The organism is Marivirga tractuosa (assembly GCF_042140215.1).
In the GTDB taxonomy this organism is placed as follows: domain Bacteria; phylum Bacteroidota; class Bacteroidia; order Cytophagales; family Cyclobacteriaceae; genus Marivirga; species Marivirga tractuosa_A.
Window position 1 is genome coordinate 3,815,972 of the sequence record NZ_CP159478.1, and the last position, 24,093, is coordinate 3,840,064.

General features: G+C 34.0%; 26 protein-coding genes and 2 other RNA genes. 16 read left to right on the top strand and 12 right to left on the bottom strand.

Annotated features, from left to right (window positions below; genetic code table 11):
- Positions 1 to 294: 294 nt before the first annotated feature.
- Both ABWH96_RS17085 and ABWH96_RS17090 read right to left on the bottom strand, forming a co-directional pair.
- Entirely contained in the window at positions 295 to 540 is a 246-nt protein-coding gene (locus ABWH96_RS17085) for a hypothetical protein (protein ID WP_375578722.1), read from the bottom strand.
- Between the two features lie 242 nt (positions 541 to 782).
- Complete coding sequence (locus ABWH96_RS17090) at positions 783 to 5,522, bottom strand: tetratricopeptide repeat protein (protein WP_375578723.1); 4,740 nt, start codon at positions 5,520 to 5,522, stop codon at positions 783 to 785.
- Between the two features lie 146 nt (positions 5,523 to 5,668).
- Here ABWH96_RS17090 and ABWH96_RS17095 point away from each other — a divergent pair, with 146 nt between their 5' ends.
- Together ABWH96_RS17095 and ABWH96_RS17100 are read left to right on the top strand one after the other, a co-directional pair.
- Positions 5,669 to 6,745, top strand: a complete 1,077-nt coding sequence (locus ABWH96_RS17095) for an isoaspartyl peptidase/L-asparaginase family protein (RefSeq protein ID WP_375578724.1) — start codon at positions 5,669 to 5,671, stop codon at positions 6,743 to 6,745.
- A 524-nt stretch (positions 6,746 to 7,269) separates the two neighbouring features.
- Positions 7,270 to 8,412, top strand: coding sequence for a fatty acid desaturase family protein (locus tag ABWH96_RS17100; RefSeq protein WP_375578725.1), 1,143 nt, complete (start codon positions 7,270 to 7,272; stop codon positions 8,410 to 8,412).
- Between the two features lie 18 nt (positions 8,413 to 8,430).
- On the opposite strand, the gene ABWH96_RS17105 is transcribed toward ABWH96_RS17100, so the two are convergent.
- The 7 genes from ABWH96_RS17105 to ABWH96_RS17135 form a co-directional block, all read right to left on the bottom strand.
- Positions 8,431 to 9,000: a uracil-DNA glycosylase family protein gene (locus tag ABWH96_RS17105; RefSeq protein WP_375578726.1), complete on the bottom strand. Its 570-nt coding sequence runs from the start codon at positions 8,998 to 9,000 to the stop codon at positions 8,431 to 8,433.
- Between the two features lie 3 nt (positions 9,001 to 9,003).
- Complete coding sequence (locus ABWH96_RS17110) at positions 9,004 to 9,711, bottom strand: hypothetical protein (RefSeq protein ID WP_375578727.1); 708 nt, start codon at positions 9,709 to 9,711, stop codon at positions 9,004 to 9,006.
- Between the two features lie 104 nt (positions 9,712 to 9,815).
- Entirely contained in the window at positions 9,816 to 10,634 is an 819-nt protein-coding gene (locus ABWH96_RS17115; RefSeq protein ID WP_375578728.1) for an ABC transporter ATP-binding protein, read from the bottom strand.
- A gap of 91 nt (positions 10,635 to 10,725) precedes the next feature.
- Entirely contained in the window at positions 10,726 to 11,307 is a 582-nt protein-coding gene (locus ABWH96_RS17120) for a DUF4252 domain-containing protein (RefSeq protein ID WP_375578729.1), read from the bottom strand.
- 176 nt (positions 11,308 to 11,483) lie between these two features.
- A complete protein-coding gene (locus ABWH96_RS17125) occupies positions 11,484 to 12,014 on the bottom strand; it encodes a DUF4252 domain-containing protein (RefSeq protein WP_375578730.1) in 531 nt (176 codons plus the stop codon).
- Between the two features lie 214 nt (positions 12,015 to 12,228).
- Entirely contained in the window at positions 12,229 to 12,750 is a 522-nt protein-coding gene (locus ABWH96_RS17130; protein ID WP_375578731.1) for a hypothetical protein, read from the bottom strand.
- Positions 12,719 to 13,252, bottom strand: a complete 534-nt coding sequence (locus ABWH96_RS17135) for an RNA polymerase sigma factor (RefSeq protein WP_375578732.1) — start codon at positions 13,250 to 13,252, stop codon at positions 12,719 to 12,721. Before ABWH96_RS17135 ends, ABWH96_RS17130 begins: the two co-directional genes overlap by 32 nt.
- A gap of 460 nt (positions 13,253 to 13,712) precedes the next feature.
- On the opposite strand from ABWH96_RS17135, the gene ABWH96_RS17140 reads away from it, so the two are divergent.
- The 12 genes from ABWH96_RS17140 to ABWH96_RS17195 all read left to right on the top strand — a co-directional run bounded on the left by ABWH96_RS17140 (position 13,713) and on the right by ABWH96_RS17195 (position 21,060).
- Positions 13,713 to 14,285 carry a hypothetical protein gene (locus ABWH96_RS17140; RefSeq protein ID WP_375578733.1) on the top strand — a complete coding sequence of 191 codons (573 nt, stop codon included), beginning with the start codon at positions 13,713 to 13,715 and terminating at the stop codon, positions 14,283 to 14,285.
- Positions 14,286 to 14,356: 71 nt separating this feature from the next.
- Positions 14,357 to 15,238 carry a pirin family protein gene (locus tag ABWH96_RS17145; protein WP_375578734.1) on the top strand — a complete coding sequence of 294 codons (882 nt, stop codon included), beginning with the start codon at positions 14,357 to 14,359 and terminating at the stop codon, positions 15,236 to 15,238.
- 75 nt (positions 15,239 to 15,313) lie between these two features.
- Positions 15,314 to 15,778, top strand: a complete 465-nt coding sequence (locus tag ABWH96_RS17150) for a MarR family winged helix-turn-helix transcriptional regulator (RefSeq protein WP_375578735.1) — start codon at positions 15,314 to 15,316, stop codon at positions 15,776 to 15,778.
- Between the two features lie 4 nt (positions 15,779 to 15,782).
- A complete protein-coding gene (locus tag ABWH96_RS17155) occupies positions 15,783 to 16,892 on the top strand; it encodes an alkene reductase (protein WP_375578736.1) in 1,110 nt (369 codons plus the stop codon).
- A 183-nt stretch (positions 16,893 to 17,075) separates the two neighbouring features.
- Positions 17,076 to 17,478: a transfer-messenger RNA gene (gene ssrA / locus ABWH96_RS17160) on the top strand.
- A 180-nt stretch (positions 17,479 to 17,658) separates the two neighbouring features.
- On the top strand, positions 17,659 to 17,907 hold the full coding sequence (locus ABWH96_RS17165) for a hypothetical protein (RefSeq protein ID WP_375578737.1): 249 nt from the start codon (positions 17,659 to 17,661) through the stop codon (positions 17,905 to 17,907).
- A gap of 23 nt (positions 17,908 to 17,930) precedes the next feature.
- Entirely contained in the window at positions 17,931 to 18,530 is a 600-nt protein-coding gene (locus ABWH96_RS17170; protein ID WP_375578738.1) for a hypothetical protein, read from the top strand.
- Positions 18,531 to 18,726: 196 nt separating this feature from the next.
- Positions 18,727 to 18,824, top strand: an RNA gene (gene ffs / locus ABWH96_RS17175) — signal recognition particle sRNA small type.
- Positions 18,825 to 18,944: 120 nt separating this feature from the next.
- Positions 18,945 to 19,601: a fructose-6-phosphate aldolase gene (gene fsa, locus ABWH96_RS17180; RefSeq protein ID WP_375578739.1), complete on the top strand. Its 657-nt coding sequence runs from the start codon at positions 18,945 to 18,947 to the stop codon at positions 19,599 to 19,601.
- Positions 19,602 to 19,803: 202 nt separating this feature from the next.
- Positions 19,804 to 20,007 carry a fructose-6-phosphate aldolase gene (locus tag ABWH96_RS17185; RefSeq protein ID WP_375578740.1) on the top strand — a complete coding sequence of 68 codons (204 nt, stop codon included), beginning with the start codon at positions 19,804 to 19,806 and terminating at the stop codon, positions 20,005 to 20,007.
- A gap of 46 nt (positions 20,008 to 20,053) precedes the next feature.
- Positions 20,054 to 20,767: a cell division ATP-binding protein FtsE gene (locus tag ABWH96_RS17190; protein ID WP_375578741.1), complete on the top strand. Its 714-nt coding sequence runs from the start codon at positions 20,054 to 20,056 to the stop codon at positions 20,765 to 20,767.
- A 47-nt stretch (positions 20,768 to 20,814) separates the two neighbouring features.
- Positions 20,815 to 21,060 (top strand): hypothetical protein, encoded by a 246-nt coding sequence (locus ABWH96_RS17195; RefSeq protein ID WP_375578742.1) that lies wholly within the window; start codon positions 20,815 to 20,817, stop codon positions 21,058 to 21,060.
- Positions 21,061 to 21,241: 181 nt separating this feature from the next.
- On the opposite strand, the gene ABWH96_RS17200 is transcribed toward ABWH96_RS17195, so the two are convergent.
- Together ABWH96_RS17200 and cdd are read right to left on the bottom strand one after the other, a co-directional pair.
- Positions 21,242 to 21,679, bottom strand: a complete 438-nt coding sequence (locus ABWH96_RS17200) for a hypothetical protein (protein ID WP_375578743.1) — start codon at positions 21,677 to 21,679, stop codon at positions 21,242 to 21,244.
- A gap of 216 nt (positions 21,680 to 21,895) precedes the next feature.
- Positions 21,896 to 22,369, bottom strand: a complete 474-nt coding sequence (gene cdd, locus ABWH96_RS17205; RefSeq protein WP_375578744.1) for a cytidine deaminase — start codon at positions 22,367 to 22,369, stop codon at positions 21,896 to 21,898.
- 97 nt (positions 22,370 to 22,466) lie between these two features.
- On the opposite strand from cdd, the gene ABWH96_RS17210 reads away from it, so the two are divergent.
- A complete protein-coding gene (locus ABWH96_RS17210) occupies positions 22,467 to 22,862 on the top strand; it encodes a hypothetical protein (RefSeq protein ID WP_375578745.1) in 396 nt (131 codons plus the stop codon).
- Positions 22,863 to 22,933: 71 nt separating this feature from the next.
- A complete protein-coding gene (locus tag ABWH96_RS17215) occupies positions 22,934 to 23,437 on the top strand; it encodes a hypothetical protein (protein WP_375578746.1) in 504 nt (167 codons plus the stop codon).
- Here the strand turns inward: ABWH96_RS17215 and deoC are convergent.
- Positions 23,434 to 24,090: a deoxyribose-phosphate aldolase gene (gene deoC / locus ABWH96_RS17220; RefSeq protein WP_375578747.1), complete on the bottom strand. Its 657-nt coding sequence runs from the start codon at positions 24,088 to 24,090 to the stop codon at positions 23,434 to 23,436. The genes ABWH96_RS17215 and deoC overlap by 4 nt on opposite strands.
- Positions 24,091 to 24,093: the final 3 nt, after the last annotated feature.

Genomic DNA, 24,093 nt, shown 5'->3' on the forward strand with positions numbered 1-24,093 from the left:
CATGAAATGGGGCATAGTTTAGAAAGCCCCTTTCAGCCGAGAAGCTGACCAGCCTATGGCTGGAATCCCCAAGGGGGAAATTAGGTTTGTGCTTTAGATTAGGAAAGAACTATGAAAAATAAGTGGAAGTAGGATTTGGGGTGATGGATGTTTAAGGTCGCTCTTACAGAGCTTAGGTTAAGCTAGCAGATTAATGTTACCATAAGTTGACTCCGATGGAGCCATAAATTTATAGGTTTCGATTTTTTATACTAAGCCTACCATCAAAGTCAATTTTAGGAAGATTATATACAATTATTTATTGCTAATTCTAAATTTACTAACCGTTACATTAATTGAGAAAAAGGCTGTAAATGCAATTGCAATTAATACTACATAATAACTCACAAAGCCCATATTAAATCCTACCTCTCCCCCAATCTCGTAGGCAGTTTCTAGATGAAAACCGATAATCAAAGAATATATAATAGTAAAAAGATATGCTATTCCTATAAAGCTAAATAAAATCCTGAGGAAATCTTTAATACTAAGGCTGATCATGAAATTTATTTTTAAGGTTCAAGAACCTAAATAATTAAAATAATTACTTAAATACAAATACAGACCAAATTAATAGACGGAATAATTAAACAAAAACACAAAGTAAAATTATAAACAGCTATCTTAAAACACTTTATATAAAAGTAAAATTTTTTATTAATTGAAAGAACAGACTGTAATCCAAACCTTCAATTTCAATCAATTCAAAAATCTAAATTCTTGGTTATTTAAATTAAAAATTTTTACTCACAATACTGTCTCAAATAATAATTCACGCTGTCATCCCCCATATTTCTTGCTCTATCCCAATCATCACAAGCTTTAAAGTCATCTTCTAACTGATAATGAATATTACCTCTTAATTTATAAAATGAAGGATCTTCAGGATTTAATTCAATAGCTTTATCCAAATCTTTCAAGGCTGGCTGATAATTTTCTAAGACTGCTTTAACATTACCTCTATAATAATATGCTGAAGCATCTTCAGGATTTAACTGCACTACTTTGTCATAATCTTTTAATGCAGCTTCCCAATCCTCAGTTTCTTCACGTAAAATAGCTCTATTGTAATAAGCATCTGTATTTTCCGGGTCAAGTGTAATGGCTTTTGAATAATCTTCCGAAGCAAAACGAACATTTCCTAAATACAAATAACATTGCGCTCTATATAAGTAAATACTTGAATTAGAAGGATTAGCTTCTGCAGCACGATTAAAATCATCTAATGCAGCTTGATAATCTTCAACTTCCAAATAAGATCTCCCTCTTTTAAAATAAGAATCCGATTTAACCACATCGCCTTGTATAGCTCTTTCAAAGTAAGAAATAGCACCTATCCAATCTTCCAATGCATAATATGATTCGGCCTTTATGTAGAAAGCATTTGGATTTGCTTCGTCTAAATCTTCCAGCTTATCGACATCTTCTATCACACCTGCATAGTTTTCCATTTCATATCTTGCTGAGGCTCTATTTTCATAGGCTCTTGCATATTCACTATCAGTTGAAATGGCTTGGTTATAATCTTCTATAGCTTGCTCTAAATTACCACTCAGCTGTTTTGCTTTACCTCTATTATTAAAATATATCGCTTCTTCCACTCCACCTGCAATAGCAATATTATAATCATTAATTGCACCGGTCAGATCATCAAGTCTAAACTTAGTATTTCCCCTTAATGCATAAGCTTCGTAAAGTTCTTTATCAGCTGCAATAGCTAAATTGAAATCTTCTAAAGCCTTTTGCCAATTATCCAACGCATAATGAGTTTTGGCTCTTAAGAAATAAAGTTTTTCAGCTTTGCTGCCATATTCATCTGCTTTATTAAAATCAGATAATGCTACTTCATATTCTTCTTTCTGAAAATTAATTTCTCCCCTATGATAATAAGTCTGAGGGTGCTTATCTCCAAAAGTAACTGCCTGATTTAGATCACTGTATGCCTGATCCAACTCGCCCAATTGATAATAAGCATTACCTCTCCCATAAAATACATCAGCCGATTGATTTCCCGTTTGATAGGCCTGATCCATCATTTCAACGGTTTGTTCAAAATTTTCCAGATTATAATAACTTAATCCCATTGTCACGAAGGTATTGTCATCTGTTTGATTCAATTCTACTGATTTTTCAAAATCATTTAATGCCTCTTGATAAGCTTCCATTTTAAAATAGGCATTTCCTCTATTTAAAATGGCTTGTCCATAATTTTCATTGATAGAAAGTGATTGGTCATAATCTTGTATGGCTGCTTCAAATTGCTCTAATTTTGCTTTAGCTTTTCCTCTATTGTTGTAAATCACTTCATCTTTCTGCCCTAAGCCAATCGCTTCATCATAAGATTTAATAGCATCTTTAAATCTGTCTTGACGAAATAAAGTATTGGCATAATGATAATGAGTTTTAGGATTTTGGGTACCGAACCCAATAGCTCTTTGTAGAAATTTGCTAGCCTCCTCATATTGCTTTCCTTCATACAATGCATTTCCTAAATTCTCAATTACTGCTTTATCGGAAACTCCTTTATCTACCGCTTTTGTCAACTGTTCTGCTGATTGTTTGAAATTTTCCAATTCAAAAAAAGCATTTCCCATTTTGGCGTATAACTCACCTTCATTTATCCCTCCTTCTTCCGCTTTCTGAAAATCACTTATCGCCTGACGATATTCCACTTTACCATATAAAATATTTCCTTTGAAGTAGTGTAGCTCAGCATTTTTGATTCCACCACTAATTGCAGATTCCATATTGGTTAAAGCTTTATCGTATTGTTCAGTTTTGTAATAAGCTAAACCTAACATTTCCGCCACCTCAGGACTTTTCTTTTCAGTTTTTTCTAAATCAGAAATTGCAGCTGAATAATTTTCTTGTTTGTAATATGCAGAACCTCTATTTAACAATGCCTGATCATAATTAGGATCTTCAGCTAAAGCCAGATCATAATCCGCTATGGCTTCAGTAATTTTATCCTGTAAAAATTTAGCTTTTCCTCTATTATTATAAATGATGGCATCTTTTGACCCTAAGCTGATCGCTTTATCATAGGATTCAACTGCTTTTAAAAGATTTTGCTGTCGGAAATACAAATCCCCTAAAGTGGAATAAACCTCAATGTTTTGGCTTCCTTTTTCTGATGCTTTAGATAAATCCATAATAGCGGGTTCAGCAGATTTCAATTCGTAATGTGCCAGACCTCTTTTTTCATATAAAACCAGACTGTTTTCACCTTGTTCTTCCGATTTAGTTAGTGCATCAACTGCACTTTTAAAATTACCTTGCTGATATTGTGACTGCCCTAAAGCAAAATATACAGACTGATTGCTAATCCCACCTTGAATAGCTGAATTTAATGCTCTAGCGGCTTCCTCATAATTTTCTACTTGAAAATAAGATTGACCAATTAATTCATAGTTTTCCCCAGACCTGTCTCCAGACTGAAAAGCTTGGTTAAAATTCTCAATTGATGAATTATAATTCTCTTTATGGTAATAGGCTTTCCCTAAAGCTGAATACAAACCAGCTTCTTTAACACCACCCTCTTTAGCTTTTTGTAATGATGTTATTGCTGCATCCCAATTCTTGTCGGTTATTGCCAAATATCCTTTATACAAAAATAATTTCTCTCCTGAAGCACCTGCTGACATTGCCCTTTCGATATTGATTTTCGCCTCCTCTATATTTCCTGCTTCATATAAAAGCACTGCATATTGCTCAAATACATCAGGTGATTTTGCTCCAGCAGCTATAGCTTTTTTGAAATAGGATATTGCCCCTTCATTTCTATTTAATTTTTGACTAGCCATAGCTGCATTTTTGAACAGACTGCTGTCACTCACTTCAAATGATATAGCTCTTTCTAAATTTTGTAATGCTTCTTCATAAGTTCCTTTCTCAAATTGAGCTGTACCCAAAAGTTGGAAAATCATACCATCATTAGCACCTCTTTCAACAGCTGCTTTGAAATCCGCTATGGCTTTATCATTATTATCACCTTCTAGATGGGCAATTCCCCTTTTTCTATAAACTTCAGCTTCATTTTTCCCTCCATTTATTGCTTTATCGAAATTGGTAATGGCAGAAGAATAGTTTTCTGTTTGATAATAAGCTTCAGCCAATTGTAAGTAAATGTCCGCATCATCTGTGCCGGCTTGAATTGCCTTTTCATAATCTTTAATGGAGTTTTCCCAAGCCTCGGTTTTGTAATAAGCTGCTCCCCTATTTTCGAGAGCCGTTTGATAATTAGCTTTTAATCCCAATGAAGTGGTATAATCTTCAATTGCAGCTTCATACTTTTCTGTCAGAAATTTAGCTTTCCCTCTGTTGTTGAAAAGCACTTCCGACTCATAGCCTAATTTTTCAGCTTGGTCGTAAGCGGTTATTGCTTTAGCAAAAGCATCATTTTTAAAATGTGCATTTCCCAAATAATAGCTTACTTGTGGATCATCAAACTTTAATTCCACTGCTTTTTCTAAATCAGGAATTGCTTGTCCTAATTGGTCTAATTCATAATGCGAAATTCCTTTATAAGCATACCATTTAGCTTCATTTACTTTTTCATCTTTGCTTTGAGCAAAATCATTAATGGCTTCAGTATATTTATCTTGTTCGAAGTAGGCAAAAGCTCTAATGGAATATGCTCTTGGACTAGATTTAATCTTAAATGCATTCGTTAAATTACTGATGGTTTTATCATAATTCTTAGCTTCAAAAGCAGAAAACCCTGCCATTTTCCATGCAAAATCATCTTTGGGGTTTTTATTGGCAAATTCTTCAAAAGCACTCAGTGCATTAGACCAATTTTCATTTGCATATGCATTCAATGCTGATAATAAATGTTCATTTGCATTAATCCTTTGGGCGAAATTTGAAAATCCATTTGTAATAGAATTCGCTTTTTCCAAACGACTTAAATCAATCACAACAGCTCCATTCACACCTTTAGCTTCATTCAAAATGATACCTGTGATATCATTTCCTGCTAAAACTGCTGCTCCAATGGCTGATTTATTTAAATTATCAGGAATTACGACAAACTGCCCATAACCTTCAATTGCAGCTGATTTAGATACCTTTACATTGCTATTTTCTATTTTTTGAATATCCTTTGCTTGTAAAAGTTTTAAGGAACTTCCTTCCTCAAATTTCGGAGCTTTAATAGATGCTTTTTGAAATTTGGTGCTTAAGTTATTATCAACTGCAAATTTCACCAAACCAGTTGCAGGGTCGTGTGCATTGAAAGTAGAAATATTATGCACCGTGCTATCCTGAGTGAAAGCCTTAGCACTAGTCGCACCAATAAATAAATTTTGATGTGTAGCCCCTGTTCCTTGCCCATCCAAAATGATAGCAGTTCCTTTTTGCAAAGGCTGACCTGAATTATCATAAGTCTGTACAAAATACAAACTTTGCTTAGCTTGTGAAAAAGCAACTAAAGAGCTTATTAAAAAAAATAGGGTGAGTATATATCTGTATATTTTCAGCATAAATCAAAGATTTAAAAAGATTGACGAAAATTATTGAATTTTTGGCGTTTATGGAAGAAAATAACCGCTTTAGTTATTCATCTTGTTAAAAGAAATTCAGTTGAGTATATTGAGATCAAATTTAATCATTCAATAAATAAATGCATATGAAAAATACTTACCGTTATTATTTAGCCATTTTAATGTTTTTCTTTTTAGCCGCATGTGATCCTACCACTAGAAAAGCTCCTGAAGAACGTGAAGTTAAATCTGAGGAAAAGGAGAATATTAAACAAGGCCCTATCAGTTTGGTCATTCATGGAGGTGCCGGCACTATAAAACGTGAAAATATGACTGAAGAGCAAGATGCGGAATACAGAGCCAAACTTGCTGAAGCTTTAGAAGCAGGTTATGCAAAATTAGAATCAGGGGCTCCTGCAATGGATGCTGTGATCGCTGCTATTCAAATTATGGAAGAATCTCCACTTTTTAATGCGGGAGTTGGAGCTGTTTTCACTAATGAAGGTAAAAACGAATTGGATGCAGCAGTGATGGATGGCAAAACCCGAGATGCTGGAGCTGTAGCAGGTGTATCCACTATTAAAAGCCCAATTTTAGCTGCTTTATCGGTTATGGATGACAGTCCGCATGTGATGATGTCAGGAAAAGGAGCTGAAAAATTTGCAGAAGAACAAGGTTTGGAATTAGTTGATCCCGAATATTTCTTTACTCAAAATAGATATGATGCTTTGCAGAGGGTGAAGAAAAGAGAAGAAGAAAAAAATAGAAAATCAGCCTTATTAGATTTTCCAGATAGCAAGTTTGGAACAGTAGGTTGTGTAGCTTTAGATAAAAACGGAAACATAGCAGCTGGTACCTCTACAGGAGGTATGACAAATAAAAGATATGGTAGAATAGGAGATGCTCCCATAATAGCAGCCGGAACTTATGCTGACAATGAAACCTGTGGGGTTTCTGCTACTGGTCACGGAGAATATTTCATCCGCTCAGTAGTGGCCTATGATGTAGCTGCGAAAATGAAATATGCAGGTATGAGCTTGGACGCTGCAGCGAATAAAATTGTTTATGAAGAGTTAGTAGACTTTGGTGGTTCTGGTGGCTTTATAGCACTTGATAGAGCTGGAAATATCACAATGCCATTCAATACTTCAGGAATGTACAGAGGTTATATGAATGAAAAAGATTCTCCTAAGGTGTTTATTTATAAAGATGAAAAAGAATAAAAATTAAATGATTTTTATTCTTTTATAAAGCCAAATCTGAAATTCAGACTTGGCTTTTTTGTTTTTTTCAATTAGAATAAATTTTACTCATCTAAATTATAAACATAAGTACATTCATTTATTTGAAACCTAATTGTTGAATTTATGTTTACCCTACAGCTACAATTATTAAACAAAAATGGATTTTTCGAAGATTTACTCTTTTTTCTTTGGCTAAGTAATCAAACTGAATTATGTTGTAACAATTAAAAGAAATAGCCATAACAGTAATTTAAATAGCTTAAATTCAATTAAAACAATATATATTAGTTTCAAAAATTTAAAAGAACGTTAGTAATATATTATAATGATAGAGTATAGTCTTTCATCAAATTTAATTATCATATTTATAAATAATGTACTATTCTAATATTAAGGATTTCAAATGATTGATATTATACAAGTTAAATACTTTCGTCTAAAAGTGAGGAGATTATAACAGATTTGGTTGAATTAGAGCTACCTTGTAGTATTAACGAATATTTATGAACAAGAACACAGTAAAATTTAACGCAAACGACAATCCAGAATTTGTAAGCACACTAAGAAAAAGAGTAAACGAATATTTCAAGGATAATAATCTATCCAAATACGCCAATAATGCGATGAGAGCGAAAACTGTTTTCATGCTTCTATTGTACTTTATCCCTTTGGCTTTCTTGCTAAGTGGTGTAGTTACTAGTTTTGCATTAGCATTTCCACTTTATGTCATTATGGGTTTTGGTATGGCAGGTATAGGATTATGCGTAATGCATGATGCCAATCACGGGGTTTACTCCAAAAACAATAAAGTAAACAAAGTTTTAGGCTTTACCGCCAATTTCCTAGGGGCTTATCATATCAACTGGAAAATCCAGCATAATGTATTGCATCATTCCTTTACCAACATAGATGAATATGATGAAGACATTGATAAAAAAGGAATTATAAGATTCTCTCCGCATCAGGAACGTAAAGGTATATTCAAATTTCAAGCTTTTTATGCACCAATCCTTTATGGATTAATGACATTCTACTGGCTTATTGCAAAGGATATTGATCAACTCATTAGTTATAACAAAAGAGGACTTTTAAAGGGTCAGGGATTAACTTTCAAAAAAGGTTTAGGTTTAATGCTATTCAATAAAACATGGTATGTAGCGCTAACATTAGTAGCACCCATTTTAATAACAGGTATAGTTTGGTGGCAGGTCATTTTAGCCTTTTTATTGATGCAGTTTATCAGTGGACTTGTATTAGCATTGGTTTTTCAACCTGCTCACGTTATTACTGAAACTGATTTTTATCAAGTAGATGAAAAAGGTAGTGTGGAAAATAACTGGGCAGTCCATCAAATGCGAACAACCTCTAATTTCGGAAATTCTTCCAAATGGTTTTCTTGGATTGTTGGTGGTTTAAATCACCAGATCGAACACCATTTATTCCCAAATATTTGTCATATTCATTATGATAAAATTGCGCCTATTGTCAAGAAAACAGCTGCTGAATATGGTGTTCCATATCACCACCATAAATCATTTGGTGTGGCTTTAAAAAGTCACTTTACATTATTGAATCAGTTAGGAACAGGGAGTTATGATAAAAAGGTAAAGGAAATGAAATCTGCTCCTATTCCAGCGGTAGCATAATCTATTCCTAAAATATAATTAAATTATTTCTGAAATCCGTGATTTTAAGAAAGGCAAAACCTTTTCTTTGAACCACGGATTTTTACTTTGCCAGATATTATTTCTAGGTGATGGATGAGGTAATGCTAAAAATTCAGAACTATAATCTTGGAAAGATTTAACTGTCTCTGTTAGAGATTTTCTAGCCTTTTTTCCTAAATAGTAACGCTGAGCATATTGTCCCAATAATAAAGTCAGCTCTATATCAGGCATCATTTGAAAAAGTTTAGCATGCCAAAGCGGAGCACAAATCTTCATAGGTGGTAAATCACCTGATTTCCCAGTTCCAGGATAACAAAAACCCATAGGAATTAGTGCAAAGATATTTTCATCATAAAATTCATCTTTATCCACACCCAACCAATTCCTTAAATTATCACCGCTTTTATCATCCCAAGGAATTCCAGATTGATGGACAGCAATACCAGGAGCTTGTCCAATAACAGCAATTTTACTTTGAGGAGATGCCTGAACTACTGGATTAGCTCCGAGCGGAAGTTTGTATAAACATTCAGTACAATTTTTTATCTCATGAAGTAAATCATGCATAAATCAATTAATATCTCTTTTAGCAATCAAAATGTAATTTAAACCGATACTTATAATCAACCAAGCAATTGCTATTAATGCACTACTGACCTTTATAAAATCCTGAATCTCCATAAATACGTAGCGCTGAAATGGTATTTCAATAAGATTATTTACTGCATTGATTGGGAAGAGTGTGATTAACCAATGATCATCAAATTTATAATTTAAAATCCCAACAAGAGCAGGCTCCAAAAAGATGGCATAAAAACAGAGTCCGATAATGGCAAAACCAGCTTTCTTAAATAATACTGAAATTAGCATTGCTAAATTCAAAAAGGTAAGGAGTTCCAAGAAATGCGCCAGAAGAAATTCTATATCGGTCATATACAAACCAAAGTTGAATCCTGTACCATAAAAAAGCCCCATAAGTGAGCCCGATAGCCAAATCACCAGCATATTGAAAAGACTAAAAGCTACAATCATGCTTTGCTTAGCTATCAGGAATTCCGTTGGTGACATTCCATCAATAATGTTTTGTCGAATGGTTCGATAAGAATATTCATTAGTGACCGAAATGATGACTATAAAAGCCAAGAAAAATTTCAAATAAGATGCCAGGTAGGTCAAATTCTGCCAAACATCTGGGAAATTATAGAAAGGAATAATATCAGGACTTATTCCTTCAAATTCTGCCCCTGCACTAGCCATCCATGATAAAAGTAATTTCACACTACTTAATACCAACAGCAATAGTATAAAATACAGTGACGCTAATCGAATGAAGGTCTTATAGTTCTTAAGCTTTAACCATTCTATTTGTAAATATCTTAAAATCATGATTGAGCAGATAAAAGTTGTAAAAATTGCTTTTCTAGGGATTTATTGATGTAAGCTAAATGTGTTAGCACTATCCCTTTTCCAATTAAAAATTGGTGAAATTCCTGAATAGGAGTTTCTTTGGATAATTGTACTTCCAAACGTCCTAAATTATTGATTTTCATATCTATAAAAGATGGAAAACCAGCTATTACAGATTTCAAGTTTTCCAAATCTTCTGATAACAATTCCACTCCTTCATTGCCCATCAAGCTCTCTGCCACTGTGCCTTGAAATATCTTCTCCCCTTGCTTTAAAACTGCAAAATGAGTACACACTTTTTGTACTTCATCCAATAAATGACTAGCTAGAATTATAGTTTTTCCTTGCTGGGCTATATTAATAATCAACTCTCTTATTTCCGCAATTCCCTGTGGATCTAATCCGTTAGTCGGCTCATCTAAAATCAATATCTCTGGATCGGATAATAAAGCTGAGGCAATGGCTAATCTTTGTTTCATCCCTAATGAATAAGTTTTGAAAGGAGACTTAGCTCTGTGAGCCAAGCCCACCTGCTCTAAAACTTCCATAATTCTGTTTTCGGAAACTTCTTTAATCTTGCAGACAATCTTTAGATTCTGGATCCCTGATAGATAAGGATAAAAAGTAGGGCTTTCTAAAATTGCTCCTAAACGCCTTCTTTGGGCAGCAGTTGGTTCTTCTCCGAACCACTTGTACAAGCCTGAATCTTTCTGGACAACCCCTAATAAAATTCCTAGGGTAGTACTTTTCCCACTCCCGTTGGCACAGCAATCCAAAAACAGTTCCTTTTTCAACTTTTAACTCGAGATTATTAACCGCCTGAATATTTCCATATCTTTTATTCAGTCCTGAAATCTCTAATATATTTTCCGCCATAAAAAATTATTATTGAATACTGTCAGAATTTGTTTGGGTAGAATCCTTATCCATTTCTTCCCTCATTTTTTGCCATTTTTCTCTTTGCTTCTTTTTCTCTTCTTTATCCTGAATAAAGTCACCAATTGGACCTAAATCCAAATCAGCTTTCATCAAAGCTGGAACTTGCGAAATATCAAATTTCCCTTCCAGAAAACCAACAAAAAGTCCCTCCTTGGTATCTGCTGAAGCGTATAAAATATCCTCCCTTCCTTCAGGAGCTTTTATTTCGATATCTGCATTTTCTATTCTTGCGGTAAAAATGGATTCCCATTCCGTAAAATCCTGATTACTTTTCCATTCGGCATATTCTGCCTTTTTTGATTCCTCATCCCATTTGATTTGCAATACGTGAAGCTTTTTGATGTCTTTGGTAGCCTCTGCAAAATGTGGATCATTGTTGGTATTGACCATCTTCAAATTACTTGGATAAAGATTGATATTTAAGGAATGAATATCCTTTTCTTGAAGACTTTTGAGTGGGTCTTCAATTTTTTGCTCGCAAGCAACGAATATAAAAAGAGTTAATATCGATAGAATTAATAGTCGCATGATTTTGAAAATTATATTTAAACTAATGATAAATTTCACAAATATTTATTATTTGATACTGACTATCAGGTAAATACAAGTTTGTCTCATGTAATTGCCTAATAGGCTCTATTTAAATGAAAAAAGCAAGGTAAGTCTTTGCTTGCCCTTGCTAAAATTAGTTTTAATTTTTGAATTTATTTCTGGTCTTCTTCCATGTTTTCAAGTTGCTCAAGGTTTTCCATTCCTGAAATATTCAAGCCCTTTGCCATTTTAGACATTTGTTTTAGGTCAATTTCCCCGAAAATGCTAGCTGCAACGAAACTACTGTCACTTCCTACTAGCATTACCAACTCATTTACCAATCCACCTTTTTCTTGAATCAGGAATCTAATATCTGAATTTCCGTCTCTTACGGTCATCAATTCATCATAACCTTTTAAAAAGGCTGCATTTGCTTCTGAAAATAAAGCCGCTCCCTGGCTAGTTTCACTATTAGCAATCAATTTAATTCCTTTCAAGCCAGAAACCGCTTTTTTCATGGCCTCCTCTTCTTCTCCTTCTACTTCAAAGTTGGAGAATAATTCGATCATTCGCTGATTCACTGAAACTATAGTAAATGTCTCGTCTGATGAGTATTTATTATAAAATTTCATGAATTCACTATTCTGTGCTTGTGCTGCTATGCTTACTAAAGCTAATACAACTATTAATCCTATCTTTTTCATTTTTTTCGAGTTTTAAGTTTTAAGTAATAAGTTTTAAGTAATAAGTATTAGGTATTTAGATTGAATACATTCGATTCTTTCTAATTGACAGTTGATAAGAATAAGCCTTAGGCATATTCCAATTGACAAAATCCCTGTTCGTACATTTCATTCTTTACAAAGGCCGATAAAAAAACTTGTTTATTGTATTTTGTCTACCGTCAATTGTCTATTATCAACCGTCTTGCCCTTCTTTTTTCTTTTGTTTTCTTTCGGGTTGAAAAGTATTTTTCACTTTCTCTTGAGCTGTATTAATCATTTCAAGAGAGCTTAAATGCTTTTTACCGTGATTCATCATGGAAGCCATCAATTCTAAAGTTGCTTTAGCTTCTTTATAGGCTTTTTCCTCCTGCTGTGCCAATTGCTTCTGCTCTTGTTGCTTTGGCATCCACCACGTGAAGAAGCCTAAAGCGAAGACCACCAAAATGGAGGCTGCAACTTTCATCCAGTTCCAACTATCTGCCGGTTTTGACTTCTTCTGAATTGTTGCCATGATGTCATCATCAAAGCTATCATCCAGCCTTAGGTTTTGCTTAGCTTCTTCATGGCTTTCAAACCAATCCGCCATTTGCTTAAGCTCCCCTTTCAGGCTGTCCTTATTGGCTTTCAGTTCACTTTTAAACTGCATTTCATCTACTTGGCTGAGTTCACCCAACCAGTATTTTTCAAGCCATTGTTCGAGTTTTTCTAATGCCATGGTCATTTATTTTTTGCATGCTTGCTTTCAAAAATTTTCTAGAGCGGAAAAGATCAGATTTTACTTGTGCTTCAGATATTTCCAAAGTCTCTGCTATCTCCTGATAACTATTCCCTTCCACCTCTCTTAAAATGAAGACTGTTTTTTGCTTTTCGCTCAACTGCTCCATCACTTCCTGCATAATTTTCCATTGATCTTGCCAAAGGGAAATTGTGCCGGGATCTTGCCCAAAAGTCTTCTCTAATTTGAGCGAATCTTGATGCTTTTGGACTGTCTTTTTCTTCCTTAACCTATCTAAGCAAATGTTCTTTACAATTTGCATGCCCCAAGCCTCAGGATTTTCAACTGACTCCCAGTCAGCTCTTTTATCCCAAATCTTGATCAAAGCCTCTTGAGTCGCATCTTTAGCCTCCTCCTCATCTTTCAAAAAAAAGAAACCAAAGCGGAAGAGCTTACTTTTCTGGCTCAGGTAGATATTTTTAAAGTAGTTTTCTTCGCTCATTACAATAGGTAGATGCACAACTGAAGTGAAAGTTACAGAGAATTTGAATTTATTTTAAGAAATATAGTTTTAATGAATTATTTTACTGATAATCAAAAACTTATAAATACTTTTAAATTCAATTCAGATTTACTTAGTCTTATTTTCTATATACTATTTAAGTGCTAAAGATTTAACATACTTTCTTTTTGCATGAACAAAAAGAAACAAAAATTCTAGAAAGTTTAATGCTTCAACCCACAAGGCCAATGCTGGCTTGCCTGAACAAGCAGGCCCGCTAAACTTTCCTCCTTCCCGCTTTTCCGAGTTCCTCGGAAGTGGTCGTGTTAATTCACTTCTCACCAATTAACAAAAATCACACTTTTCTATTATGAGTTTACATTTAGTTTTTTTGATTAAAAAAATATGGAGGAAATCCAGTAAAGAAGTATCTTTCGAATTAAACTTTAAAAACCTCAACATGAAATTCCTATTTAGCCTAACAATACTATTATTCTCATTTAGTTTAATTCTGACAGCGCAAGAAGACAAAGCCAACCATCTTCTTTTTTGGGAAAAATTAGAGCAACACTGCGGAAAAGCTTACACTGGGAAAGTTGTGACTGCTCCTGTCCCCAAAGATTTTCAGCAGCAAGAATTAAAAATGCATTTTATATCCTGTGGTGAAGGACAGATTAGAATCCCATTTGTGGTGGGTGAAAACCGTTCTAGAACCTGGATTTTTACTTTAAATGATAACAGCATTCAATTAAAACATGATCACCGACATGAAGATGGTAGTCCTGATGATATTACGATGTATGGTGGAACAAGCCCCAATACAGGTTTTGCAAGTTTGCAGTATTTTCCTGCTGATCAAGAAACGGTTGACTTAATTCCTTATGCTGCTGGAAATGTTTGGTGGGTGAGTATATCGGATTCTACTTTTACTTATAATTTAAGAAGAGTAAGCAGCGACAAACCAATTCGAGTTGAATTTGATTTAACGGAAGAAGTGGAAGCACCAGAGGCTCCATGGGGTTGGCAAGAATAAAGCTAAAAGTCTTACTATTCTAAACTTAGAAGTAGGAAAATGAGTAATTAAATAAACAAAAACTAAATCTCATGTCCAATATTTCACTAATAATAGAAGAAAGAGCGGCCGATATTGGAAATTTCATGGTCGGACGCCTACTTCCTTTCAGACAAAAAAGGTCGGTAGGTCCCTTTGTATTCATTGACCATATGGGGCCAGCAGCCTTGAAAGATCATGAAAATTTAGATGTACCTCCACATCCACACATTGGACTTTCCACGCTAACTTATTTATTTGAGGGTGCTATTATGCATAAAGATAGCATGGGTAGTGAGATAGAAATTAAACCAGATGCCGTCAACTGGATGACGGCTGGCAAAGGCGTGGTTCACTCCGAAAGGACACCTGAATATTTAAGAAATTCAGAGAAAAGTCTTCATGGATTACAAATTTGGGTCGCACTCCCTAAAAATTTAGAACATTCCGAGCCCTCTTTTACCCATATTGAAGCAGATAAAATCCCTCATTGGCAAGAAAAAGGCCTAAGCATTAAACTTATTGCAGGAAAAGCATTTGGAAAGGAATCGCCCGTTCCTGTTCACAGTAATTTATATTTTATAGAAATTAAAAGCACTAAAAGTCAAAAGGTAAACATTGGAAATGATTTATTTGGCGAAAGTGCTCTGTATATTTTAGAGGGCAGTATTAAGAGCGAAGGCAATACCTATGACCCCAAACAAATATTAATTGCTAAAGACAGTAAATTGTGTGAATTTGAAATAGAGGAAAATACTACCATTTATATTTTTGGAGGTGAAGCCTTCCCCGAAGAACGCTATATCAATTGGAATTTCGTTTCGTCCGATAAAGATGTATTAAGACAAGCGCGACAAGATTGGATAGACCAAAAATTTCCAAAAGTACCGGGCGAAAATGAATTTGTCCCCTATCCTGATTTTAAATTGAAATAATTTTATTCATTTATTCAACCCTTAAACTTGATTATCGTATTTATATTCCATGGAACTTAAATCCATGGAATATTTATGAAAATCGAGAATGCTATAAATCATGAATTTCAAAATGAAAGCCAAAAACTGATTGCAGAATTATTGTATTCTGCCAATTGGTTAGAACATCAAATATCAAAGGCATTAAAACCACTGGATATTTCATTTCAGCAATTGAATGCTTTAAGAATAATTCATGGGCAAGTTGAGAATAAAGCGAATGTCCAAATTATCAAAGATAGAATGATTGATAATCGGTCGAATGTATCTCGCTTGCTCAATAAACTATGCGACAAAGGATTTACTCAAAAAGAGCGATGCACTATGGACCAAAGAGTGGTTTACATTGCGCTTACTGAAAAAGGCAAAGAAACTATGAAGAAAGGCAAAGAAAAGATGGAGGAAATGGATTTTTCATTGGAACAAAATAAACTCCAATTACTCAATAGTTTATTAGAAGAAATTCGAGCTAAAGAAATCATAACAAATAAACATAAATAATAAAATGGATAATAATCAAGCATTATTGAAACCAATCAAATTAGGGGAATTAGAACTTAAAAACAGGGTTATTATGGCTCCAATGACGAGAAGTCGGGCTGATAATCCAGCAAAAGTACCTACTGCTGATTTGCAAGGACTTTATTATAAACAAAGAGCATCAGCGGGTTTAATCATTACGGAAGGCTCACAGGTTTCCGAGAAAGCCGTGGGCTATATCAACACACCGGGGATTCATACAAAGGAACAAACAGAGGCTTGGAAAGAGGTAACCAAAATGGTGCATGATGAAGGTGGGAAAATATTTATCCAGCTTTGGCATGTAGGCAGAATATCACATCCTGATTTTCATAATGGAGATTTACCGCATGCCCCATCGGCTTTAAATCCAAACGCAAAATCTTTTACACCAGAAGGTTTTAAAGATACTGTCAGTCCAAAAGAAATGACACTAGAGGATATCAAACAAACCATTCAGGATTTTAAAAATGCAGCTAAAAATGCTTGGGAGGCAGGTTTTGATGGAGTAGAAATTCACTCTTCTAATGGTTATTTATTGCATCAATTTTTTAGTTCCACCTCCAATATCCGTGAGGATGAGTATGGAGGATCGATTGAAAACAGAGCGAGAATTCTTTTTGAAATCATAGATGAAATCAAAACTGTGATGCCTGAAAATAGAATTGGGTTGAGATTAAATCCTTCCTTACATGGTATTTTCGGTATGACTTTAAATGAGGTTACCATTCCAACTTTCGATTATATCATTGAAAAGTTGAATAAGTATGATTTAGCCTATTTACATCTTTCAGAACCTTTTAATGATGTATCTAATGTAGAAAATGCTGAAACAGAAATTGCCAAAAGATATCGTCCTGTTTATGAAGGTAATTTGATGGTTAACGCTCATTTTGACCAAGAGAAAGGCAATAAAGTAATTGAAGATAGAGATGCAGATATGGTAGCTTATGGAAAACCTTATATTTCAAATCCAGATTTAGTAGAGCGATTTGCCGCAAATGCAGCATTAGCAGAATATAACACGGATACATTTTACACACCAGGGCATAAAGGCTATACGGATTATCCGAAACTGCAGGAAGTAGAAAGTTAATTTTTAGTAGTTTACAGTGGTTGAGCCACCCTGATGAAAGTTAGGGTGGTTTTTTATTTGCTAGAATATTAAACTAAAATTGATATTAGTCGTGTTAAAGATTTAGCGAATGCATCATGACAATCAATTGTAATGTTGTACATTTGTAGCCCTTCAAACGGAAGGAGCAATTAATTGACATATGGGGTTGACCGGTATTGACGGTAAGTGTGAATTATGTATCAGCATGCAGGGTGGAGAATGTACATCCTTAAGTAATTCATTCGAACTATAATTGGCGAATCTAATTACGCCATGGCTGCATAATCTTAATTTTTTTAAGATAAAGCTTTAAGGGTTGAGTCCCCAAAAGGATTCCCCAGCCACATTCCTCGTTCCTTCGTTTTTCCGGGAGCGGTCAAGGAGTGTCGACAGGAGAAACTAGCGTGGTGATGCTATTAAGCCATTGCGAAACTCAAATAGTTAAGGCCTGCAACAGGACTGTTACTTTCCATAACAGGCTCGAAAACCTAATTAGTAACTAAGCATGTAGAAGATGCATCGTTTCCTTATCCGGACGAGGGTTCGAATCCCTCCAACTCCACAATAAAAGCCTCTTGATTTATTTTAAGGGGCTTTTTTGGTATATTGGGGACTACAGAAATAAATATTTAATGTATAATTATTTATTTCCTTTTAAAAAACTCAGCATAAATATTACATTCTCTTGTTTAAATTAAAAACTTTTTAGTTCTTTCTGATGTTTATTGAAAAAAGCCACCTATTCATGATCAGCAAAGACAAAATAAAAGAAATTAACGCTCGTAGAAAAACGACAAAGGGTTTTAGTCAAGAGGATTTCGATTTTGCTAGTAAAATGGCTAAACCAAAGATTATTCAAAATAAAATATTGGCTGCTACAAATATTGCTGAAATTTACGATGCCAGTATGTATATTTCCACTTCTTTCGATGGGATCTTTCCTAAAAATCCAACAATGCGTAAAAAAATGAAAGAAACAATTTTTCATTACTAATCTAAAGTCAAAGCTATAGTTTATTGAACGATAAAATTATTCATGTCTTTGCAGGTCCAAATGCAGTAGGTAAATCAACTTTAGGAGAAGAATTTGCATATTATAAGGGGATTCCATTTGTAAATCCCGAAGAAATATCTAGAAAGCAATTCTCTTTATACAAAGAAGAAATAAATTTTATCATGCTCCATCACATTATGGATATTGATATTAAGACCGCTTTAGACGATTCCGATCAAGTAATTATTGAAAGCAACCTTCATGATATAAAGGCTTACAAGTTTATTGATTATTATATTTCAAAGTATAGAGCCTCTTCTATCTGCTATTTTCATTATACTGATGACATTAACATTTTGAAAAGAAGAGCAAAACAACGACCAAAACACTTAGGTCACATGGTGCCAGAAAGTATGCTCGAAGAAAGATATAATAAATCATTCGAGCTAATAATTGAAAGAATACACAGTTTTGACGAAATTCATTTTCTTGATAATTCGAAAGAGCAAGAACGGCCAGACTTAATTTTAGAAGTCTTAGATGGAGAGTTAAATTATATTAATCAAGATTTAAGTTTTGATTGGACAAACAAAATTATTAATGAACTCACAAATTCTGAATAACAACCCTCTACAAGGGTATAAACACTACAGTACTTTAATAGTTTTTGTAAAAGAATTGAATAATAATTTTGAGAAAGTCAATTTCTATCGAAAGATTTAAGAAAGTCAAAATTCTCTTAATTAAGCTCTTACAAAATTATTTAACATTTTTCCCTATCCCCTATTTACAAATCCAATCCTTCTTCCTACCTTTGCATCGGCAAATCGGCACGACCAGCTCCTGCTGAACTCCCCCAGGACCGGAAGGTAGCAAGGGTAGGCGGTCGTAGCGGTGCGATGTTGATTTGCCATTTTTATTTCCTCTCCCCCACTTACTTCATATTTTCTGAATTTCACTCCTCAATTGAAAAGTTATTTTACAATTAATCTCTTACCTTTGTGCAAGATTAATTGAACTCAAAAATAACCTTACCAATGAAATTTTTTATTGATACCGCCAATTTAGACGAAATCAGAGAAGCCTATGACATGGGCGTTTTGGATGGAGTAACCACCAATCCTAGCCTTATGGCTAAAGAAGGCATCACTGGAGATGCTAAAATCAAAGCTCACTACAAAGCTATTTGCGATATAGTGGATAATAACGTAAGTGCTGAAGTTATCGCTACCGACTATGAAGGGATGATGAAAGAAGGTCGGGAATTAGCTAAATTAGATGATAAAATCGTAGTGAAAATTCCTATGATTAAAGATGGTGTGAAAGCCATTAAGCAATTCTCCGCTGAAGGTATCAGAACAAATTGCACTTTAGTATTCTCATCAGGTCAGGCATTATTAGCTGCCAAAGCGGGTGCTTCTTATGTTTCCCCATTTATCGGAAGATTAGATGATATTTCTACTGATGGCTTGACTTTAATTGAAGACATTATCCGAATTTATGACAATTATGCTTACGAGACTGAGGTTTTAGCGGCATCTGTTCGTCACACTATGCATTTAATCGAATGTGCCAATATGGGTGCTGATGTGGTGACATGTCCATTGAAAGTAATAACTGGATTATTGAAACATCCATTGACTGATTCTGGTTTAGCTCAATTCCTAGCTGATCATAAGAAAGGAAATCAGTAAGAGTTATTTATAATAAATATTAGATTAAATTTAAGATTGATGAATTTAAGATAATTGGCAATAAGTTGACAATAAACAATCATTAGCCTTTGGCTAACGACAGTTGACAAAGTTTTCTAATCTTTCATCTTAGAACATCAATCTTAAATCTTTTTTCTGACGTCTTGAATCTTTATTCTCGACTCTAGATTCTCAAAAAAATATGTATATTATTAAAGTAAAAGGCAAAGCAAAAATACCCGATTACATCCAGCTTAGGGATGATAATTTTGTATTAATTGCTTATTTTAGAGCTGACCGTCCGTTGAAAAATTTAGATAAATATGGATTGGAAGGCAAGGAAGACGCCTTGCAGGAAGTTATAAATCAGTTACCTTTCGGTAAAATTCAAGCTTTGGATATTTAAAAGCACTTTTTTGTGTAATTAAATTTTAGAATCTATATAATTAAAGATGTCATCATTTTCTAACGAACCCGTAATCCGCATTGAAAACGCCACTATCTTTCAAGAAGATAGAGCCATCTTAAGCGATATTTCCTTAAGTATTGGCAAAGGTGAATTTGTATATCTCATTGGCAGAACGGGAAGTGGAAAAAGCTCATTGATGAAAACGCTTTATGCCGACTTGGATTTACGTTTGGGCCAAATGGAAGTGGCGGGATTTAAAATCAATGGCATCAAATCAAAACAAATAGCACAACTTAGAAGAAAAATTAGTGTCATTTTTCAAGATTTTCAATTATTAGCTGACCGAACTGTGGCAGAAAACCTCTATTTTGTAATGAAAGCTACGGGTTGGAAAGAAAAATCAAAAATGAAAACCCGCATGGCGGATGTTTTGATGCGAGTAGGATTAGGAGCTGTCGATAACAAAATGCCTCATCAACTCTCCGGAGGAGAACAACAAAGAGTTGTGATTGCAAGGGCTCTAATTAATGAACCCGTACTATTAATAGCTGATGAGCCAACTGGAAATTTAGACCCGGAAGTATCAGAAGGCATATTCAAATTATTCACCGATATCAACAAAAGCGGTACCGCCATTTTAATGGGAACACATGACCACAGCTTTTTAGATACGCATCCTTCTCGAGTATTAAAATGTCAGCAAGGTAAATTATTAGATTCCAGTAGAGAAGACTTCGATTTCAAGAGTAATTATTAAATAGCTTAAAAAGCTGAACAATTAGATTTGTTTTTGCTTCATGAATAATGAATAAACCAGAAGCCAGACCAAAAATTCCATTAGCAGAAATAAAGATTGACACTAAAGAGGTTGAAAGCTTTCAAAACCAAGCCTTACGCCCTATCATAAAGCAGTTGCATAGCTTACTTATAGAACATTTTTCTGTATTACTTTTCTCTAAAAAAGGTGAGTATTTAAAATTCCAGAGGATAAAAAGACAAATTATATTCGATCTATTTTCCGAACAGAAATCAAATATAAGACAGAATTGAAAGGCATGATTATTGGAAATTTCACCATGTCTGAATTTCAAAAATACAATATGAGTCCAAGGCCATTTGACAAAAGAATTTATACCATAATAGAAGAAAGAATTTTGACTAATCAAAATGAACTTCAAGATCTGAGGAATTAACTTATTTTTTATGTCCTGGAGAATTCAATTCATTTCTATCAACCGGTCATCTGATGAGTACTAAGATAATTCTCTAATGAAGCGGTATCGTAAAATTGCTCCACATTAAAACCAGGTATATTTTGTGCTGATTTGTTCTTAATATTCTTCGCAGAAACTTTTGCAAATACCTCGACTGGGTCCATTAGTTGTACATGAAATAATGGCTTTCCTTTTAAATGTTTCATCAAACCAGGTATAAGGTTTTTAACTACCCATTGTTGAGAAGCCACAGAAATAACTCCCATTTTTCTGATATCCGCTACAAACTGATTAGAATCTAATTGTTGGAAAGCTTTCAATACTTCAGAATTGATTTCTATAAACTCAGCATCACTTCTTACTTTATTAGTATATTCTAAAAATAAAGCTTTCAGTCTTAGATCGTAATATATTCTAGCTGTAACATTTTCGAAAAATAATCTCTGATTCTCCATGGTTTAAGTATCATCACATCATTCATTTTAAATAATACTGTGAATATATAATAATTATCTAATATTCTAAATAAAATATATAAAAATAATGCAACTACTTAAATCTATATGATTATATACACTTAATATCTTTAATCATTAAAACATCTCATTTAAAAATTAGAACATAAGAGAAAACTTCATGAGATAACACCTATCTTAGAGAATAATCTTCATTTAAAAATCAAAAGAAAAGGGGAATAAATCAGTAGCTTTATCAATCAGAATAAACCTTCCTTGATTATCCATAAATAGAATTTCAAATTCTTTTTGATGCCTTTTTTCAAATTCCAGCATAACTTGTCTGCATCCGCCACATGGTGGTGCACTAGCCAATTCCTCAGAATTTCTTCTGCTGGCGGCTATGGCAATCCTTATAAATCTTTGATTAGGCACTTGAATCCCAGCTCTGTACATTGCTGTTCTCTCTGCACACAAACCTGCCGGAAAAGAAGTGTTTTCCTGATTAGTACCTGTAATTATTTGCCCATCCTCTAATTCTATAGCTGCTCCTACAGTAAAATTGGAATAAGGAGAGTGAGAAAATTGTCTAGCCTCTAAGGCAGAATCCCATAATTTCTGATGTTCGGTTGATAGATCATCTATTGAATCGAATGATTTATATTCTATTTGAAATTTTTCTTTATTCACAGTTTCTTGTTTATTTGATAGATTACAATATACTATATATAGAATTTTATGTTCATTAAATCTATACAATATTTTTAAAGAAGAACGTTTTTAAAGCATGAATAAAAAGTTTATAGTATATATTGCTGCAGTGGTATTTTTAGCTTCTTGCCAAAAACACCCCATCAGTCAATCACAATCTAGAAATAATCAGCAAAACCCATCTAGCCTTAACCCTGAGTCGAATAAAAACTACGGACAAAGGCCTCAAGCAAGACAGGAAACCTGGTTTTTTGGTTTATTTAAAAAGAAGAAAAAATTAAGTTGGGGAGATCAATTGATTGCTGAATATGAAGAGCGAATGGAGAATAATGCTAAAGAAAAGCGTAAAAAAGCCAAAGAAATGGAAAAGCCTCAGTATTCTGATTGGACCTATTTCGGGCATAAAAGAAAACCAAAAAAGCGTCCACCTGAAAAAATGAAATATTGCGATGAATGTGGTATTAGACATTAATTTGAGCATTTAACATCAAAAAGCCTTCTGATTTAATGGATTTGGTTATATCTTTGAAAAAATTTAATTGAATGAAGCGCAGATTTTTTCCCTTTGATAAAAACTACTTATTGGAGAATGCTCAAATGGAGCTCAAAGATTCTTTATTGAATCAAATGGTTGAAATCGTTAAAGACATTTATCTTTTGCGCTACAATCCTTTGGGACTAAAAGACAAGTCAATAGAAAAAATTCTTACTACTACTGACTTTAATCTTGAAGACCTTTCTACCTTCTACGATGAATTAGCTGGCTTTTATCGATACAAATACAGCTCTAACCAATTAGAACTTATTTTTGATGGAAGAGATCATCAAGCAAAATACAAAGACGATTGGACCGAAACTTTAAGGAAATGGATAATTGATTTCTCCAAATCAAAACATTTCCTCAAAGCAGTATTAGAAACGGCCATCTTCTATCCTGATGATAAGCAATCTCAATTAGCCTATTCAAGGTTAAAAAACTATATGACTGATCACTTTGGTATTAAAATTTATAAGCACAAAGGAATAGTACCCATGAAAATCGCCTAAGTTTTCGACTCTTGGCAAATTTCATGTCCTGAAGATGTACCAATTCTATCTGCGCCTGCTTCTATTAAATCTTTAGCTTCCTGAAAGCTCTTTATTCCACCACTTGCTTTAATGCCTACATGCTCGGGTAAAACAGAACGCATTAATTTTACATGGTCTACTTTAGCTCCTTCTGGAGCAAAACCAGTGGATGTTTTTACATAATCCGCACCTGCATCAGCGCAAATTTTACATGTATCGACAATTTCCTGTTCCGTTAGATAAGCTGTTTCGATTATAACCTTTAGAATTTTACCATTTTCGTGAGCTAGTTTCCCAAGTTTAGCAACTTCAATTTTCGGCCACATCATCTCAGATTTCACAGCAGAAATATTCAAAACTAAATCCAATTCATCGGCACCATCTTTTATGGCCTGTAGTGCCTCAGCTTCCTTAGTTTGACTCATTTGGTAACCCAATGGAAAACCAATGACCGTAATTAATTGGATTCCTGACTTTGCTATATCCCTTTTCGCCTTTTTCACCCAAAATGGGGGAACACATATTCCAAAAATGTCATTTTCTTTCGCTTCACTTAATAACATTTCAATATCATTAGAAGTTATTGTGGCTTTAAGATTCGTATGCTCAATGTAATTTTGTATATTTCTCATATT

Excerpts from the sequence above, each read along its gene's own strand:
- ABWH96_RS17185 (WP_375578740.1), top strand. The coding sequence starts at position 19,804 with ATGTATATTATTAAAGTAAAAGGCAAAGCAAAAATACCCGATTACATC.
- ABWH96_RS17210 (WP_375578745.1), top strand. The coding sequence starts at position 22,467 with ATGAATAAAAAGTTTATAGTATATATTGCTGCAGTGGTATTTTTAGCT.
- ABWH96_RS17120 (WP_375578729.1), bottom strand. The coding sequence starts at position 11,307 with ATGCGACTATTAATTCTATCGATATTAACTCTTTTTATATTCGTTGCT.
- ABWH96_RS17085 (WP_375578722.1), bottom strand. The coding sequence starts at position 540 with ATGATCAGCCTTAGTATTAAAGATTTCCTCAGGATTTTATTTAGCTTT.
- ABWH96_RS17195 (WP_375578742.1), top strand. The coding sequence starts at position 20,815 with ATGAATAAACCAGAAGCCAGACCAAAAATTCCATTAGCAGAAATAAAG.
- ABWH96_RS17135 (WP_375578732.1), bottom strand. The coding sequence starts at position 13,252 with ATGAGCGAAGAAAACTACTTTAAAAATATCTACCTGAGCCAGAAAAGT.
- fsa (WP_375578739.1), top strand. The coding sequence starts at position 18,945 with ATGAAATTTTTTATTGATACCGCCAATTTAGACGAAATCAGAGAAGCC.
- ABWH96_RS17200 (WP_375578743.1), bottom strand. The coding sequence starts at position 21,679 with ATGGAGAATCAGAGATTATTTTTCGAAAATGTTACAGCTAGAATATAT.
- deoC (WP_375578747.1), bottom strand. The coding sequence starts at position 24,090 with ATGAGAAATATACAAAATTACATTGAGCATACGAATCTTAAAGCCACA.
- ABWH96_RS17090 (WP_375578723.1), bottom strand. The coding sequence starts at position 5,522 with ATGCTGAAAATATACAGATATATACTCACCCTATTTTTTTTAATAAGC.
- ABWH96_RS17145 (WP_375578734.1), top strand. The coding sequence starts at position 14,357 with ATGTCCAATATTTCACTAATAATAGAAGAAAGAGCGGCCGATATTGGA.
- ABWH96_RS17105 (WP_375578726.1), bottom strand. The coding sequence starts at position 9,000 with ATGCATGATTTACTTCATGAGATAAAAAATTGTACTGAATGTTTATAC.
- ABWH96_RS17165 (WP_375578737.1), top strand. The coding sequence starts at position 17,659 with ATGATCAGCAAAGACAAAATAAAAGAAATTAACGCTCGTAGAAAAACG.
- ABWH96_RS17095 (WP_375578724.1), top strand. The coding sequence starts at position 5,669 with ATGAAAAATACTTACCGTTATTATTTAGCCATTTTAATGTTTTTCTTT.
- ABWH96_RS17130 (WP_375578731.1), bottom strand. The coding sequence starts at position 12,750 with ATGGCATTAGAAAAACTCGAACAATGGCTTGAAAAATACTGGTTGGGT.
- ABWH96_RS17190 (WP_375578741.1), top strand. The coding sequence starts at position 20,054 with ATGTCATCATTTTCTAACGAACCCGTAATCCGCATTGAAAACGCCACT.
- ABWH96_RS17215 (WP_375578746.1), top strand. The coding sequence starts at position 22,934 with ATGAAGCGCAGATTTTTTCCCTTTGATAAAAACTACTTATTGGAGAAT.
- ABWH96_RS17125 (WP_375578730.1), bottom strand. The coding sequence starts at position 12,014 with ATGAAAAAGATAGGATTAATAGTTGTATTAGCTTTAGTAAGCATAGCA.
- ABWH96_RS17155 (WP_375578736.1), top strand. The coding sequence starts at position 15,783 with ATGGATAATAATCAAGCATTATTGAAACCAATCAAATTAGGGGAATTA.
- ABWH96_RS17100 (WP_375578725.1), top strand. The coding sequence starts at position 7,270 with ATGAACAAGAACACAGTAAAATTTAACGCAAACGACAATCCAGAATTT.
- ABWH96_RS17140 (WP_375578733.1), top strand. The coding sequence starts at position 13,713 with ATGAAATTCCTATTTAGCCTAACAATACTATTATTCTCATTTAGTTTA.
- ABWH96_RS17150 (WP_375578735.1), top strand. The coding sequence starts at position 15,314 with ATGAAAATCGAGAATGCTATAAATCATGAATTTCAAAATGAAAGCCAA.